Genomic DNA, 15914 nt, shown 5'->3' with positions numbered 1-15914 from the left:
CGTCGCCGTGAACACATAGCTGGTGTCGGCGGCATTCTCGAGCACCGTCGAAGCGCTCAGGTCGACCGTCGCGGCGGTGATCGTGTCGTTGACATGCGCCGTGGCGCTCGCCGTGCCGATCGTCAGGTTCTCGAAGTTGCCGCCCGCGGTGGCGGTGATGGTGGCGCTCAGGCTGGTGGCGTCGTTGTAGACGTCCTCGCCATTGCCCGAGGCGATCACCAGCGTGCCGGTGGTCTGGCCAGCCAGGATCGTGATGTCGCCCTTGTCGGTGGTGATCGTGGTGACGCCTTGCGAGGCACTGCTCAATGTCGCCGTGAACACGTAGTTGGCGCCCGCGCCCTCGGCGACCGTCGAGGCGCTCAGGCTGACCGTCGCGTCGTGTTTGAGGTCAATGTTCTCGATGGCCGAGATCTTGAGGTTAATCGTCTTGAATTCATAGACGGATTGGTCCGCCTGGCCCGTGCTCTTGTTCACGTGGGCCGGAAGCCAGACAGTCTTGAAATAAGCGACCTCGGCGTTCAGCGCAGCCATGAATGTGGCATCGTTCGACTGTTGGACGCTGACGACAATTCTGAGCGTGTCGATCTCGGCCGTGCCGCCTTTTGCGGTTCCGTTGCCACCGTCATAATTGTCATATCCGGTGAACGCCGTTTGCCCGGTTTGCAGCACGCCATCATTGTATATGGCGCCGCCTAGGCGGTACTGGTTCTCATAGGATAGGAAAATCAGAGTATCGGCACCCGACCCACCCAGAAGCGTGTCGATACCGCTTCCGCCGTCCAGGGTGTCAGCGCCAGCCCCACCATTAATATAGTCATTACCGTCACCGGCGACGATGACGTCGGTCCCGCTCCCGCCGATAAGCTTGTCATCCCCATCAGTCACCACGCCGACGTAGCTGCTGCCACTCGCACCCATACTAACCTCCCAAGATCATGGATTGAGACGCGGAAGCGACGACGACCGGGTCCTTGATGCAATTGAAAACGTTAGCCTGTGCCTGCGGTGTGTTGGAGAAAGCCGTCGTGGTGCCGCCGGCACCGGTGACCTGAGTAGCCATTTTTTACCCCCCCTGTTGTCTAACGACAGACGCCCCTACGCCTGTTTATTGACTGCCCTGAAAGACCCAACTGCTCCTGTCGGAGCAATCATCGCGTGATCGGCATACAAACGGGGGTGGAAGTGGATTGTCAGTGCCATCCAGACACGCCGCCGCATTGCGAACAGCCGGCCTAAGCTGGCTATTCGCGGACGGATGGGGGCTCGATGACAATGATGGCTGCGACGACTTTGGTCGCCGCGCTGCTTCTTCCTACCCCGACTGCATCGTCTTAACTCGTTGGTTACCGATCACGAGTTTTAGAAATCTCTTATATTAGGAGATTCTTAACCCTACCGGAGGGGGAGCGTCAATGGCCAACTTGACCGAACGGTTAATAGTCGAAGTCAAAGTCAAAGTATCCGCAACGGTCCTACTGGCCGGCTGGAGTTTTCCGACCGCACGTGTAAAGACCGGCGGGTACATTTGCAGACCGAACATCGCCAGCATTGGCGCTACGGTATTCATCCAGGACTGCTCGGCGATCCGCGCGAAGCTGCAGCCTCAACCCTAGCGGCCGGCAAACCGGTGAGCACCCACATCGTGAGCGCCTCGAGAAACCTCACCGGTGTTTGGGGTAAATGCGCCAGCCAGGCGAACAGGTCCGCCACCACACAGGCCCATAAGGGGAGCAATGCCGCCGCGTGTGGCAGTCGTGCTGCGCTGAGAGCAGGGCACGACTGGGGCATGTCCGGAAAGCTAGGGTTTGGGCACTACGGGACAGGATGCAACACGCCCCTGTCGCGGCAATGCTAGCTAACTACCTGATCGTATTGCGTAAAGAGTTGGCTGGGGTTCTTGGAAGCTTTTCGAACCTTCTGTCTTGCTCCTCCAGCCGAATTGCGTGTGCTTATGAAAGAGATTGGAGTATCAGGACACGTTCTGGGACAAGCTTGATCAACGCACTCGCTTCGGAGGCCCCTGCGCAGTTCATCGTAGCGAGATCCGCTTAGGCGTCGTGTTCGAGTGTCCCGCTACCGGTTGACCAGCCACAGAATAATCGAGAGCACGATGCTGATCAGAATCCCGGTGGCGATCGGAGCATAGAACGTGAAGTTCTCACGCTCGATCACGATGTCGCCAGGCAGTCTGCCAAGACCGATCCGTGACAACCAGGGCCATAATAAGCCCACCGCAACTATGATGAGACCAACGACAATCAGGGTTCGCGACATGACAGCGTCCTGCCAGAAATATAATGGCGCCGGGACTCACCGGCAGGCGCAGCATTAAAACATGGCCGAAACGAGCGCGCACGCCAGCGGGCTTTTCTGTTTGGTGCCGGAACAACCGGCCGCGACGGCGGTTGTCTTCTTGCAGCGAAGTCCACTCAACATTTGCTGCAAGATCGGGTTAATCCCTAATCCGCCCGCGTCTCCGGTGGAGGCGCGGGCGCAGGGTATGGGGCAGGGCAGCGACCCTGTTTGACAGGCGGACCGTCGGGCCTGAACGGCAGGGTTGGGTGCGCAAGGGCCTGTCCGTTTGATTCAGTCGGATTGTCCCTGAGCCTCGCTCTGGCGGGGCAATTTAGCGGAACCTAATGCCGCCCGCCGGCTTATGGCGAGATGAGCACACGCGGCGTCAACTTCCTGCACAAGTGGATTTCCAACAACCTCCCCGAGACCGTCGGCGCCGATATCATCTCAGTCGCCGAGCTGACCCAAAAGCTTTCGCTGATGCCCGACACTTCTCAGATTGCGGGTCGCCACCATTTGCAAGCGACTTCGCCGAGGAGTATTCTTTTGCGCAAATAGCCGGCGGTGGGTGTCGTTTGAAAAAGGGGGGGCGTATGGCCAGACTTGTCGCACTCTACAAGACGCCGAAAGACCTGACCGCATTCGACCGTTACTATTTTTCGACCCACATTCCGCTGGCCAAAACAATTCCCGGCTTGAGGAAATACGAGATCAGCGATGGCGGGGTCGATTCGCCGGGTGGGCCCTCAGGCTATCATCTTGTGGCTACCCTCCACTTCGATTCCGTTGCGGACATTCAAGCCGCGTTTGCCTCTCCCGAGGGGCAGGCCACGGCGGCCGATCTTGGCAAGTTTGCAGACGGCGGAGTGGAGCTTTTGCTCTTCGAGACTAGGGAAGTCTGAGCCTCGCCCAACCCACCTTCGAGAGGTTCATCCGTTAGCACGACGTCTTGCAAGCTTTACAAGCAACCGGCCCACCGGAACGTCAGCGGCTCTTGCGTCTCGCCGGTAAGGTCAATGCGTCGCGTCGGCAAAACCGGCGGACATTGGTCGATCCGGCGTGGAAAACGTTATCGCGCGACGGGTCGGCCGAGCGGCGAAACCGGTCACGGGCGACGCATGAGTTTGCCGCTGTCCTTGGATCCCCGAGTTGTTAGACGCCTGCGTGCCATCTTGAACGGAAGCAGACTTGGAAGTGATCAACGAAATCCGCCGCGAGGACGATTCGGGTAGGCGAGATCGACGACGTAGGCGGTGTGCGGCGGCCAGCTCCGTTGGGCATTGATTGCAGTTCGGTCATCGCCTCAGCCCGGCCATGAAAGTCCCTACTCGGGCGGGGTCGACCTGGTTCCACCAGACGCCGTCACGCTTCAGCGCGCTGGCAATGATGACGCCATCGACGATGCCAAGGATGTCGTTGGCATTATCGGGCGTCACGCCGCTGCCGACCAGCGTCGGTAGGCCGGCGGCCTCCTTGATCATTCGGATGTAGCTCAGATCCGCAGCGTGCCCGGTGCGCTGACCCGTCGCGATGATGGCGTCGGCGTCGAAGAAGACCAGATCCTTGACCAGTTCCTCCACCGGGCGGTCGGCAACGATCGCGTGCGCGCCATGCTTGACGTGGGCATCGGCGAAAATGCGAATGCCGTTGGCGCGCAGCCTGGCTCGGTAGCGTGCTGCGCGGCCCGATTCCCCTTCGACAAAGCCCTCATTGGCGACGTAGGCATTAGCCCACTGATTGATCCGGACGAAGCCCGCGCCAGCGGCGCTAGCGATCGCGAGCGCTGGGATCGCGGCGTTTGCGAGCACATTTATGCCGATCGGCTTGCCGAGTTCGCGGCGAATGCGGTCGGAGACGACCGCCATATAGGCCGCTGTCTCCGGACCGATATCGTCAGGTTTGGCGAATGGGATGTCGCCATGATTCTCGACAATTACGCCGTCGCATCCGCCATCGAGATAGGCTCTCGCATCGTCGAGCCCTCTCTGATAGATCGCCTCCACCGCCTCGCCATCATAGCGTGGCGCGCCAGGAAGCGGCGCAAGGTGAACGACCCCGATCACCACCTTGGTGCGACCGAAAAGCTGAACGAGCGCGTCGCCGCTTGATTGACCGATCGGGCGTGAGGGCTGGGTCATGAGAGCTCCGTTTGATCGATGAGCGCCGCCATTTCAGACGCGGAAGGACAGGATAACAGTGTGCCCGACCGTGTCACCGCGATTGCCGCGGCCGCGAGCGCGAACTTCAGCGCTGATGTAGCCGACATCTCCTTGGCAAACCCGCCGGCCAGACAGCCGCAGAACACATCGCCGGCACCGCTGGTGTCGAGCGCCTGGACGTGTGGCGCCGGCAAACGAAGCGATCCTGCTTGGTCCGGGCCAAGCACAAGACAACCATCGGCGCCGAGCGTAATCACGATAGTCCCGGCGCCTTTGGCCGCTAGCGCGTCGGCCGCCGCCGCCATATCGCTCCTGTCGGTCAGTGCTTTCGCCTCCGATTGATTTACCACCAGCACCTCCGCCAGACCGAAGTTAGGCGGAGCCGCCGCATCGACAGGGCTGGCGTTCAGAACGGTGCGCGCGCCCTTTTCCTGTGCTGCCCGCAGGCAGGCATTTGTCGCGGAGCCTCGCAGGTTTCCTTGCATGACAAGGATGTCGCCAGGCGCGATCCGGCGCGCAAGTGCGGTTTGAGCAATCGGATCGAACGCTTCGCTGCAGGCGACGCCGCTGACGATGAAGTTCTCGCCGCCAGCATCAATGACGATGGTCGAGCGGTCGCTCGGCAAGTCGAATTCGTTCACCTGGACGTCGGACAACTCCATGTCGAGGCAGTTCCTGATCCATGCGCCTGCGGGATCCTTGCCGAGTGCCGTCCATAGCGTAACCGCCGCGCCCGTGCGCGCGGCCGCGACCGCCTGGTTTGCGCCCTTGCCGCCGAGGCCGTCAGCGCTGGCAACGGCATTCAAAGTCTCGCCGGCGGAAGGGAAGCGGCCGAGGCGAAACGTTGTGTCGACACAGGCATTGCCCACGACGTGAACGTGCATCGCTCAGTTCTCGCCGGTCGCCCAGCTAAGCATCTGTTCGAACAGGGTCTTATAGCCTTTCCAGGCGATGAATTCAGGTGGCAGCCAATGCGGCCCGACATCGGATGTCCAAGCTACAGTGCGGCCCTTGCCGTAGCGGCCGGTGACAAGCAGCGGCAGTGATCCATATTCCGACGATACAGTAGCCAGAACTTCTGCCCCATCTTTCAGGGTCACCTCGTTGAAGCCGAGCAGCATCGGCCAGTCCGAACCGAGACCCGTGAGGATGGGATGACTCGATGAGCCAGCCAGCACAGGCGCAAAGCCTTCTGGAACCTCGACGCGGTCGTCGACCGCGAGGCAGTTCACCGGCAGCACTTCCTCGACGGGCGTCTTGCGGTAGCGCGCGCCACCATTGATGCCCTGGAAGCTATAGTAGCCGCCGAACATCAAAAGTCCGCCGCCGGCGCTCACATAGTCGCGCAGCAGACGCAAGCGGTTCGGCGTTCTTTTCGAGTGAACCCAGGTGTCGGGATGCAGGAGCAGCGTGTTGGCGCCGATGTCGGAGAGCACCACGGCGTCATATGCCGAGAGCACTTCCATCGTTTGAGGAAAGGTGCGCTGCGCCTCATGCGCCGGCATGAAAGCCACGTCGAAATCAGTCGTCTTCAGCGCCGTCAGCAATTCGTCAGCGCCGGTATGGTAAGTGACCGTCGGAAACTGGTCGAAACCCTTGATATGGGTTGCGGTCGACACCCAGGATTCACCCGCCAGCAGGATCTTTTTCTTGGACATTTGAACTCCGTTGTCGGTCTTGGCCGCTTAGTTCTGTCGCGCGAACACGGCCTTCGGATTGGCGATCAGCATGCGATCGATGGCTGGCTGCTCGACACCATGCCGTTTCAGACGCGGTATGAAATGCTTCAGGATATAGCCGTAGCCGAAACCGCCGAAGTGGGTCAGCATGATCTTGAGGAACACATCCTGCGAAAGCAGCAGGCGGTCGCCGAAGCCCGCTTCGACAAGTGCCGCGATTGCCCGCGCATTCTCTTCATCGGAGGGCGATTGCGCGTCCTGATCGGCATAATAGTAGTCCATGCCGATCATATCGTATTCGAGGAACGCGCCGCGGCGGGCCAGGCTTGTCTGATAGTCGGGATCGTCGTGGCTGGGATTCATGTGGCAGAGCACGGTGTGCCGAAGATCGGCGCCCTCGGCCTCCACGACATCGAGCACCTCGTGTGCCAGTCGCTCCCAGCCCGGCAGATGGATTGACAGCGGCACCCCAGTGATGCGCGAGGCTCGCGCGGAAGCTCTCAACGACTTTCGTTCCTCGGAGGTGAAGTCCTTGCTGACGCCGACCTCGCCGATCAGGCCGGCCAGGATCGGCGGCTGCGTCTCGCCGCCGCCGACGTCATTGACGATGAACTCGGTCACCGCGTCGACATCCATGGTCTTCAGCCATTCGGGATGGGTGTGCTCGAGATAAAAGCCCGTGCCCATGACGATCTTCAGGCCGGACATGCGGCTGATGCGGGCGAGCTTTTCGGGCTCGCGGCCGATACCGATATTGGTCGCGTCGACGACGGTGTGACCGCCCAGCGCGCGATACCGTTGCAGCTCCGACAGCGCCAGGTCACCGTCGTCGAGCGAAACGTTGTCGCGGTTCACGTAAGGGTTCATCCGCAGTTCGCCGATGATTTCGATGCTCACCGGCTGCTCGGCGAGCGCCATGTCGTCCGGATGACAGGGACATTTCCAGGTGCGCGCGCCGTCGAGCAGGATGTGCTCGTGCATCAGGCTAATTCCCATTTCCTGGACCGGAACGGGGCCGAGCACGGTCATCACATGGCCGGTTTCGACCCCGATCTCCAGCCGCTGCCTGGGAGGCGCGTCATCGAAGAGATTACTCATGGGATCAACGGCTCCGCACGGCGCCGCGGAACAGGCGGAAGTTCAGCCAGATGGCGATCAGGATGATCGTTCCGGTCACGATCGGCGTCAGGAAAGGCGACAGATGCGCTAGGATCAGGCCGTTGCCGATGACGGCCACGGTAAGCGCACCGAGCACCGTGCCGACAATCGTTCCGCGGCCCCCGAAGAGACTGGTGCCGCCAAGCACGACGGCAGCGATCACTTCGAGCTCGAAGCCTTGCCCGGCATTCGAAGATCCGGATCCGAGCCGGGCAGCAATGATGATCCCGGCAAGCGCCGCCGCGGCGGCGGAAATCACATAAACGAAAAGCGTCATCAGTCGCGTGTTCACACCGGCGCGTCTCACCGCCTCGGCGTTGGCGCCGATGCCGGTCACATAGCGGCCGAACGGCGTCTCGTTGAAGGCCAGGTAGGCGATCGCGAGGATCACCAGCGCGATGAGCGCCGGAACTGGCACACCAAGGAACCAAGCTCGGCCTATGACCGTGAAAGGGCTTCCCGGTTCGACGGGGATGGAGTAGCCGCCGGTGATTAGCAGCGCCACGCCACGGATCACCGAAAGCCCGGCAAGCGTGACGATGAAGGCCGGGATGCCCTCATACGCCACGAAATAACCCTGCACCGCGCCAAGCAGGGCACCCAAGGCGAGCATGGCGAGGATGACCGCCGGCCACGGCAAGCCGAGCTGCAGAAGTGTCGCCGACAGCGTTGCCACCAGCGCCAGCACGGAGCCGACTGAAAGATCGATGCCGCCCGTGGTGATAACGAAGGTCATCGCCGCGGCGACGATGAGCAGCGGCGATGACTGCCGCAGGATGTTCAACAGATTGGGCGATGTCAGAAAGGCGTTCGTCGCCACCGAGAAGATGATGCAAACAACAAGAAAGAACAGTGCAATCGACACCACACTGCCATTGGCGAGCATCATGTCTCGCCATGTGCCTTCCCGCATCTTTCGCGACTGAGCGGAGTGGGTCGCTTCGCTCATGCCGGCGCTCCATCGCGATGGCGGTTGGTGGCCGATCGAGCGTTAAACTTGCGGCCAACGATCAGGTTGACCACGTCCTCGATATTGGTTTCGCCGATCAGCCGCTCGGCGACGTTGCGTCCTTCATACATGACTTGAATGCGGTCGCACACGAGGAACAGATCCTGGAGGCGGTGGGTGATCAGAATAACGCTGACGCCGCGCGCGCTCACCGTGCGGATGAGGTCCAGCACAGCCTCGACCTCGGCGACAGCAAGCGCTGCCGTTGGCTCATCCATAATCAACACGGACGGCTCGAACGAGGCGGCGCGGCCGATCGCAATCGACTGTCGCTGTCCGCCGGACAGGTATTCGACCTTGAGCCGCGTGTCGGCGATAACGATGCCAAGACGGTCGAGCATCTGGCGCGTTTGCTCGTGCATGCGCTTCTTGTCGAGAAAGGAAATGCCGGCGATGCGCCGGCGCGGCTCGCGGCCGAGAAACAGATTGCCGGCGACGTCGACGGTGTCACAGAGCGACAGGTCTTGATAGACCATCTCCACGCGCGCTGCACGCGAGTCCGCCGGCGAACTGAAGGTCACCGGCATTCCATCGATCTCGATCGTGCCGGCGTCGGGGATAACCGCCCCCGACAGCACCTTGCTCAACGTAGACTTTCCTGCGCCATTGTCGCCGACCAGCCCCAAGACCTCGCCCGGCTTCAGCGTCAGGGACACGTCATCGAGCGTCTGGATGGCGTTGTAGCGCTTTGAGATGCCGCTCATCCGCACCCGGTAGGTCTCGCCACTGCTCATCTTGGATCCCACGGGATTTGCAAAGAGTCCGCGGCGTGACTCTCAAGAGGCGCCGCGGATCGGTCGTCGATGCAGTTTACTGGAACATCGCGCGGTATTGGTCGACATTCTTTTTGGTCACGATCGTCACCGGAATATTGATGATCGGATCAACCTTTTCGCCCTTCTTGAGCTTGGTCAGCGCTTCGACAGCGGCCTTGCCTTCGCCCGCCGGATCCTGCTGGACGACCGCCACTACCCAACCATCGTCGATGCCCTGAACCGCCTGCTTGGTCAGGTCCCAGCCGAACACTTTGACGTCGCCGGTGCGGCCCTGGCTGGTCACGGCCGAAACCGCGCCGAGCAACGCCGGCTCGCCGGTCGCATACAGCGTTGTCATGTCCGGATTGGCGGTCATCAAATTCTCCGAAGCGCTCAACGCGGTCTCCTGAACATTCTGGCCGTCGACCGTGTCGAGGAAGGTGACCGCTTCGCCGCTGTCGGTGACCGCCTTCTTAAAGCCGTCAAGCCGCTGGTTCTGGATGAACGAATTAAGCGCGCCAACGATACCGATCTTGGCTTTGCCGGCCATCTCGGACTTCACATAGTCGGCGTAGAATTTGCCGATGTCCTCGCCGGCCTTGGTATTGTCGACGCCTATGAACGAAATGTTGTCGCCATCGGGAATCTGCGCGTCGATGGCGATCACGGGAATGCCAGCCGCCTTGGCGGCGGTGATTGCAGGCTTGACGCCGTTCACGTCGATGGCGACCAAAATGATGCCGTCGACTTTCTGCGTGATGTAGTTCTCGATCGCGTCATTTTGCGCGCTCGGCACGTTGTTGGCATTGAAGATGACCAGCTTGGCGCCGGCGGCATCGGCCGCCTTCTGCGCACCCTCGTTGATCTGGTTGAAAAAGAGGGCTTGCTGGTTGATGTTGACGAGAGCGAACGTGTCGGCGAGCGCTGATCCCATGGCTGTTGAGCAGATGGTAATGAAGGCGACGCAACCGACGAGAAGTTTAAACAGACGCATTTGCGGTTCCCCTTTCTTGCGGGCCAAACCTCATTCGGCTGGTCCCATTGGCGCTTCAGCACGAGGCAAACATTCAAGAGACTTGAATATTTGTCAATGCGTTTGAATGCGCGCCTGTCGATCAGAAAGTCGCCGGCGTGTTGACCCAGAAAATGCTAGCTCGCTTCCCGCCGATGTTGCGGTAGTGATGCGGCAGCTCCGACCTGAACACGAACGCGTCGCCAGTGGCGAGATCATGGCTTTTGCCGTCGACGATCAACTCGATCCGGCCAGCGAGCACATAGCCAACTTCCTCGCCGACATGCTGGATGGGACCCTCGCTCTCTCCGTCTGTCTCGATATGATGGATATTGCACTGCAGCAGGTGGCCGGACGAATACGGAATAACGCGCTCGAGCGAAATGCCTTCCCCGCGTCTCAAGGCGTCGAGCGTGATCAATGGCCGCGCGCCTGCACGGAACACGATCGCCTCGTCGTCGTCGACCTCCTCGAACATCCAGCCGATATTGGTGCCCAAAACTTCGACCAGGCGGTGGAGCATAGGTAGGGACGGCGAAGCCTTGCCGTTCTCGATTTTGGACAAAAGGCTTTCGGAGCAGTTCGCAGCAGTGGCCAGCGTCTTTAGCGTCATGCCACGTGTCTGGCGGGCGAGGCGCAACCGCGTTCCAAGCCGCGCGGCATTTACGGTGGCGTCCATTTCGGACTCTGGCCGTCGCCGATCGATTTTGTTCATCCGTTCGCCAACCATTCAACAGTCAAGGAACAACTGTCGTGCGAGCAAAAGACAGCGGCGGCCGATTTGCAAGTGGTGATCTGTCAATTTCGACGCTGCAGACGTGGCCGCCAGCCCGATAACGCGGACACCGCAAGAAATTCAGTCTTACCGCTCGCTCGCAATCATGGCCTCTATTTCAAAACGCACATTCCGCAAATCGGTGAGCCGCTCGCGGCTGAGAGCCGGAATGCCGATGGACCGCCCTGAAACCACAGTCAGCGCGTTTGCCGCCGTCAGGCGGCGCAGAGCCTCCCTTACCGGCATCGGGCTGACGCCGAAGGCGTCGGCAAGACTCTGAACGGTGGCGCTACTAGGAACCGCAGTTGCGGTCTGGACATCCGTGATTACTTTCATCGGCGCGATGATTGGTGGCATCGCAGGCAATGCCTTCGGATCAGCTTATGGGGTCAGCGAGAACGTAGTCTCTCCAGACATTGCAAAGCTGCTCGGACGGCAGCCCAGATCGCTATCCGAGTTCCTTGAAGACCACCGGAAAGTCTATTCTGGCTGATCGGGTCCGAGTGCCCAGATTATGATGAGGCCGATCCTGGATGCCGCCTATTGAAACGCAGCCCTTTGCCGATCTGCTTGATGTCTGCAAAGGGTCGAAAGCGGCCTACTCACCAAACGGCGATTGCAAGATCGTGGCTACATCCGCGTAGCTGAGAGTTAGTTACGCAATCAGCAGCCGCAGCCGCGATCAGAACTGCGACTTGGTGGCTTCGACTTCGATGGCAAAATCCAGTACGGGACCGATGTCGAGTGCGGCAAGCCCGGTCATCCCGAAATCATTTGTGTTCAGCTTTCCGGTCGCGGAGAAACCGACCCTCATTTGCCCATCCCAGTTTGATATTGCCTCGCCGTCAAATGTAACGTCGAGAGGGACAGGTTTTGTTACACCGGCCATGCTCAGATTGCCGACGATCTTCCCGCTCTTGTCGCCGGTCTTTTCGACCTTCGTGCTTTCAAACGATATCTTCGGAAATTGCGTTCCGTCGAGAAATCCGTTGTTGCCTTGCAGCTCGGAATCGCGCGCCTTGTCGAGCGTATCGACGCTACCCGTCGCCATTTCCACTTTCACCGAACTGTTGGCAACGTCCACTTTGTCGAAAAATATCTCGCCCTTGATGGTGCGGATGGTTCCTTGGTATTTCGCCCATTTGTCGTGCTGCATCGAGAACATGAGAGAAACGTGCTCGGGATCGATTCTGTATGTATCGCCCGCGAAGCTCGGACTGACGTGAGTCGCGGTCCACAGGGCGATGGCAACAAGACTGACTTTGAGAAACATTTTGGGCGTCCCTCGATATGTTGAGATGGTTGGATGCTAGGCTCGATTCTTACGATATTCAATTGATCGCCCGACGGGTGCGCATCTCTGCAACAGAACCCTGTTCGCAAGTTTTCCCCCGCTAATGGCCCATGCTGCTTTCGCAGGCTATTGGCATTCGATAAGTATGAGGAATATAATCCTTCGTTGCGGCGATCCCCTCAAACGGAGTTCGCTACCATGGCCAGGACCAAACTCTCCAAGCAGCTTTCAGAGACTGAAATCGAGCGCTTCCTTGTGGCAGCCGAAGCTCTGCAAGGAGCGTTGTCCCGCCGCTGCTATCGCGCCCGAGCTGCGATCAATTCCGAGCGCTTGAGGCGGCCCATGAGGCGCTGTTGATCTCAAACCGGTCTATTTCGAAACAACGTTTCGCGACCAGCCTGTCCACGCGGTCGCCATTGCCCAGACGCTGAGGGCGCACGACAAGCTGATGACCAGCCTGTGGCTGAAGGCTCTGCGTGATCAGGTGCTGCTTGTCGCCGCTGCCGGCCTGCTCGGCGTTTTTGGGCTGCGCCGTGGCCTGGCGCCGATCCTGCGGCTTCGCAACGATGTGATGGAGCGCGATCCGGCGGAGCTGAAGCCCTTCGCCTCCGACACCGTCCAGAGCGAATTACGGCCGCTTGTCGACGCCCTGAACGAGGCTTTCGACCGCATCCAGCGCCAGATGGCCACGCAGAGACGCTTTGTCGCCAACGCCGCGCACCAGTTACGCACGCTGCTGGCGCTGTTGAAGACGCAAGTTGGCGTCGGCCTGCGAGGGCGCGATATCGGCACCAAGGATGAAGTTCTGGCGGCGGTTGATATGTCGGTCGATGGCATGGCGCGGCTGTCGAACCAGCTACTGTCGCTCGCCCGCGCCGAGCAGGGCAGTGCGTCGCTGATGAAATCCGAAGTCGATTTCGGCGCCGTTGCCAGGGAAGCTCTCGAGGGGCTGGCGCAGGCTGCACTGGCGCGCAACATCGATCTCGGCTTCGAGCCCGAGGAAGATGGCCTAGCTGTGTGGGGACATCCGACCTTGCTACGCGAACTGGTCGCCAATCTGGTCGACAACGCCCTGCGCTATACGCCGCAAGGCGGCTCGGTCACGGTAGGGATTGGCCAGGAGGCCGGCTGGGTCGTACTGCAGGTCGAGGACACCGGACCCGGCATTTCCGGCGGCGACAAGGAAAAGGTGTTCGAGCGCTTTTTCCGCGGTTCCGAGGCCGGCAGCGAAGGTACCGGTCTCGGTCTTTGCCATCGTGCGCGAGATCGTCTCCTCGCATGACGGCCAGATCGAACTCGCCAACCGCCGGCCGCGGCCGGATTGAGCGCGCAAGTCAGGCTGCCGGCCTACCTGCCAGCCCAGATCTGATACAGCCCTAAACTCGACGCAGCTTACTGCGTCTCGTGTAGGGGTTGCGGACGCCACTTCGCCAACCGGTCCTCGACCAGCGTCATCAGATATTCCGCGCCGAGCGCCACCACCATGACGATGACGATGGCCGCATACATGCCGGCGGCGTCGAAGGACCCTTTGGCGATGTTGATCAGCAGGCCGATGCCGTAGCGCGAGCCGACGAATTCGCCGACGATGGCGCCGATGATGGCAAAACCGAAGCTGACATGCAGGCTGGCGAAGATCCAGCTCATCGCCGACGGTACGATCACCGAACGGGTCAATTGCCAGTTGGAGGCACCGAGGATGCGGGCATTGGCGATCATCGCCCGGTCGGCTTCCCGCACGCCCTGGAAGGCGTTGTGGAAGACGACGAAGAAAACCATGACGAAGGCCAGCGCCACTTTCGAGGCCAGGCCGAGACCCAGGATCATGATGAAGATCGGCGCCAGCACCACGCGAGGAATGGAGTTGATGACCTTGATGTAGGGCGGCCCGCGCTTGATACTTGCGCGATTGCTAAAATAGTGAAACTTTCGCCTGGAACCCGTTTGGGAATGGGAACGGATTTGGGGCGATGTATTTTCCGCAGTTTCTGGTGGGGATGTTCACAACGTCGTTCATCGTGGCGATCTGGACTTACATAGCAACGGGTTCCTTCTGGAAGGCGCTCGCCTGGACCATCCTCACGTTGATTATTTTGCAGGTTGGATATTTCCTCCTGGCATTCGGCCTTTTCTACAAGCGCTCGACGAAAGTCGCTGACGCAAAACAGGAGCCCGTCAGCCCTATTAACCATTCCATCGAGATGGTGATATTTCATCCCCTGGGCCGTCATTAGGAGCCCAGTCAGGGAACAGGCAGGGAGCGCTTCGTCAGTTCTTGACGAGGCTTCGATAAAAAGGCGGGCCTGTTCGTGGTCCGCCTTTGACGTTTTCGGCATTGGCCGGAGGTTAGTTTCAGCCGCCCATCTTCTTTGCCATCGCGCAGAAATCTGCATGCGACTTGTTGAGCGTGGTATCGCCGCAGTCCTTCAACACTGCCTTTTGTTCATCGGGTTTCATGGCCTTCCATGCGGTCGTGAAATCTGTTTCCGACCTCAAAGTTTTCATGCCGGCATCGGTGAAGAACGGCGACATCTTGGCCGGATCGTCGAGCGCGGACGTGTTACCAGCGGCGAGTGCTGAACCAGCCATCATTGTGAGTGCGATTGCGCCCATTGTGAGCATCTTGATGTTCATTGGACATTCCTCCCTTTTCAAACAACGTGCAGAAGAACGTCCACTTATGACCTCGGTTCCCAACGCCTATCGATCGGCGTTTCACAGATTCGTGAACCAAAAACGGAAACCGCACAGCGGCTTCTTGCGTGTCGGCTAACGGCAAAGCTGGCGGTTCTGGCGAAGGTTTCTCCCGATCTAGCCAAGCAGTCAGCGGCCGCGCTGCGCAAAGCGCTTGGGCGCATCATCGAAGACGAGCGCGCTCAACGTACTGCTGCCGGCGTCGAACAGGCTGTGGCCGAGCGCGACGAAGCATCGGACGCCGAACGCGACGCGCTGAACGCCGTCTGCGCCTACCGATGCACAAGCATGGAAGAGCACCAGGTCAAGGCGGTCTTTCTGAAGGAGTTCGCAACCGGCAAATATGGCGACCTCCAGCCCGAAGACGTTGACGCGCTTCTGCAGTCGTCCCTTCCGGTGGAGGCATGACGATGGCTTTGGCCCGCTGCCTCACGGTGGCGGGCTTTTTCATTGAAAGCGCCAAGGAACGAGTCGTCCAGCGTTCGCGTTATTCACTATCGAACTGATGGAGGTAACCGTGAGGAAGCTCGTACTCGCATCCGTGCTCGCGTTTGCTACCATAGCTGCCGTCACTTCACCGACGCGGGCGCAATTTCTCTTCTCACCCTTCGGCGGCTATTACGGTGGTTTTGGTGGCTTCGGAGGGCTCCCGTTCCCCTACCGCCACTATTACAGCCCATATGACGACGGCGACCCCTATTACGCCGTCCCATACCGATATCACCACAGGTACTATCACCGGCACCACTACCACCACAGGCATCACCACCACCACCACCACAGGCACCACTACCACCACAGGTACTATTATAGGTAGGCTACGAGCAATTGAGGTCATGGTTCGTTGAGTTCGCCACGGAAAACTTTTCCGCCGCGTAAGCCCGCCGCCTCAGGTCGCGGGCTCCTTCGCTGAGAACCTTACGCGGGCCGCAAGCCGTTGAGCATCACAATCAAGGAGTTTGAAAATGGCCGACGATCCAAACGAAGCCGGTACACCGAGAGTGACGCAGCGTGAAGCTCAGGAAGCCTTGGAGAAGCAGGTTGCGCAGCTGAAGCGCGAGATCAGCTTCGCGGCGCGATGCAT

The 15914-nt window shown here is 60.0% G+C and carries 18 protein-coding genes and 2 pseudogenes; 5 read left to right on the top strand and 15 right to left on the bottom strand.

Annotation, left to right across the window (positions count from 1 at the left end; genetic code table 11):
• Positions 1-918 (bottom strand): immunoglobulin-like domain-containing protein (locus FCU66_RS36405; RefSeq protein ID WP_342778249.1); only part of this gene is annotated, 918 nt, incomplete at its 3' end.
• A gap of 1155 nt (positions 919-2073) precedes the next feature.
• A complete protein-coding gene (locus FCU66_RS36400) occupies positions 2074-2274 on the bottom strand; it encodes a DUF2905 domain-containing protein (protein WP_136620729.1) in 201 nt (66 codons plus the stop codon).
• Positions 2275-2664: 390 nt separating this feature from the next.
• Here FCU66_RS36400 and FCU66_RS36395 point away from each other — a divergent pair, with 390 nt between their 5' ends.
• Together FCU66_RS36395 and FCU66_RS36390 are read left to right on the top strand one after the other, a co-directional pair.
• On the top strand, positions 2665-2853 hold the full coding sequence (locus FCU66_RS36395) for a DUF768 domain-containing protein (RefSeq protein ID WP_136620728.1): 189 nt from the start codon (positions 2665-2667) through the stop codon (positions 2851-2853).
• A gap of 35 nt (positions 2854-2888) precedes the next feature.
• Positions 2889-3197, top strand: a complete 309-nt coding sequence (locus FCU66_RS36390; protein ID WP_111546613.1) for an EthD family reductase — start codon at positions 2889-2891, stop codon at positions 3195-3197.
• Between the two features lie 393 nt (positions 3198-3590).
• On the opposite strand, the gene FCU66_RS36385 is transcribed toward FCU66_RS36390, so the two are convergent.
• From FCU66_RS36385 to FCU66_RS36340, 10 genes and pseudogenes are all read right to left on the bottom strand, one after another.
• Complete coding sequence (locus FCU66_RS36385; RefSeq protein ID WP_136620727.1) at positions 3591-4433, bottom strand: BtpA/SgcQ family protein; 843 nt, start codon at positions 4431-4433, stop codon at positions 3591-3593.
• Entirely contained in the window at positions 4430-5338 is a 909-nt protein-coding gene (locus tag FCU66_RS36380; RefSeq protein WP_136620726.1) for a PfkB family carbohydrate kinase, read from the bottom strand. The genes FCU66_RS36385 and FCU66_RS36380 overlap by 4 nt, the downstream gene beginning before the upstream one ends.
• Before the next feature lie 3 nt (positions 5339-5341).
• Positions 5342-6112: a glutamine amidotransferase gene (locus FCU66_RS36375; protein ID WP_136620725.1), complete on the bottom strand. Its 771-nt coding sequence runs from the start codon at positions 6110-6112 to the stop codon at positions 5342-5344.
• Positions 6113-6139: 27 nt separating this feature from the next.
• Complete coding sequence (locus FCU66_RS36370; protein WP_136620724.1) at positions 6140-7231, bottom strand: phosphotriesterase family protein; 1092 nt, start codon at positions 7229-7231, stop codon at positions 6140-6142.
• Between the two features lie 4 nt (positions 7232-7235).
• Positions 7236-8240, bottom strand: coding sequence for an ABC transporter permease (locus tag FCU66_RS36365; protein ID WP_136620723.1), 1005 nt, complete (start codon positions 8238-8240; stop codon positions 7236-7238).
• Entirely contained in the window at positions 8237-9034 is a 798-nt protein-coding gene (locus tag FCU66_RS36360) for an ATP-binding cassette domain-containing protein (protein ID WP_136620722.1), read from the bottom strand. The genes FCU66_RS36365 and FCU66_RS36360 overlap by 4 nt, the downstream gene beginning before the upstream one ends.
• Before the next feature lie 76 nt (positions 9035-9110).
• Positions 9111-10049: an ABC transporter substrate-binding protein gene (locus FCU66_RS36355; RefSeq protein ID WP_111546620.1), complete on the bottom strand. Its 939-nt coding sequence runs from the start codon at positions 10047-10049 to the stop codon at positions 9111-9113.
• Between the two features lie 121 nt (positions 10050-10170).
• Positions 10171-10782 (bottom strand): cupin domain-containing protein, encoded by a 612-nt coding sequence (locus tag FCU66_RS36350; RefSeq protein ID WP_136620730.1) that lies wholly within the window; start codon positions 10780-10782, stop codon positions 10171-10173.
• 156 nt (positions 10783-10938) lie between these two features.
• A pseudogene (locus tag FCU66_RS36345) lies at positions 10939-11127 on the bottom strand (GntR family transcriptional regulator); the annotation flags it as partial.
• 397 nt (positions 11128-11524) lie between these two features.
• Positions 11525-12115, bottom strand: a complete 591-nt coding sequence (locus tag FCU66_RS36340; protein WP_136620721.1) for a YceI family protein — start codon at positions 12113-12115, stop codon at positions 11525-11527.
• A gap of 469 nt (positions 12116-12584) precedes the next feature.
• Here FCU66_RS36340 and FCU66_RS36330 point away from each other — a divergent pair, with 469 nt between their 5' ends.
• Positions 12585-13418: a sensor histidine kinase gene (locus tag FCU66_RS36330; protein ID WP_136620720.1), complete on the top strand. Its 834-nt coding sequence runs from the start codon at positions 12585-12587 to the stop codon at positions 13416-13418.
• 110 nt (positions 13419-13528) lie between these two features.
• On the opposite strand, the pseudogene FCU66_RS36325 reads toward FCU66_RS36330, so the two are convergent.
• Positions 13529-14017, bottom strand: a pseudogene (locus FCU66_RS36325) (ABC transporter permease); the annotation flags it as partial.
• An 89-nt stretch (positions 14018-14106) separates the two neighbouring features.
• Here FCU66_RS36325 and FCU66_RS36320 point away from each other — a divergent pair.
• Positions 14107-14370, top strand: a complete 264-nt coding sequence (locus tag FCU66_RS36320) for an exopolysaccharide production repressor protein (RefSeq protein WP_136620719.1) — start codon at positions 14107-14109, stop codon at positions 14368-14370.
• 118 nt (positions 14371-14488) lie between these two features.
• Here FCU66_RS36320 and FCU66_RS36315 read toward each other — a convergent pair whose 3' ends face one another.
• On the bottom strand, positions 14489-14770 hold the full coding sequence (locus tag FCU66_RS36315) for a hypothetical protein (RefSeq protein ID WP_136620718.1): 282 nt from the start codon (positions 14768-14770) through the stop codon (positions 14489-14491).
• A 273-nt stretch (positions 14771-15043) separates the two neighbouring features.
• Here FCU66_RS36315 and FCU66_RS41470 point away from each other — a divergent pair, with 273 nt between their 5' ends.
• Positions 15044-15238 carry a hypothetical protein gene (locus FCU66_RS41470; protein WP_168992071.1) on the top strand — a complete coding sequence of 65 codons (195 nt, stop codon included), beginning with the start codon at positions 15044-15046 and terminating at the stop codon, positions 15236-15238.
• A gap of 193 nt (positions 15239-15431) precedes the next feature.
• Here FCU66_RS41470 and FCU66_RS41465 read toward each other — a convergent pair whose 3' ends face one another.
• A complete protein-coding gene (locus FCU66_RS41465) occupies positions 15432-15668 on the bottom strand; it encodes a hypothetical protein (protein ID WP_168992070.1) in 237 nt (78 codons plus the stop codon).
• Positions 15669-15914 lie beyond the last annotated feature (246 nt).

It is taken from the genome of Mesorhizobium norvegicum, assembly GCF_004919685.1.
Classification (GTDB): domain Bacteria; phylum Pseudomonadota; class Alphaproteobacteria; order Rhizobiales; family Rhizobiaceae; genus Mesorhizobium; species Mesorhizobium norvegicum.
This window is presented reverse-complemented; position numbering and strand designations above follow the sequence as displayed.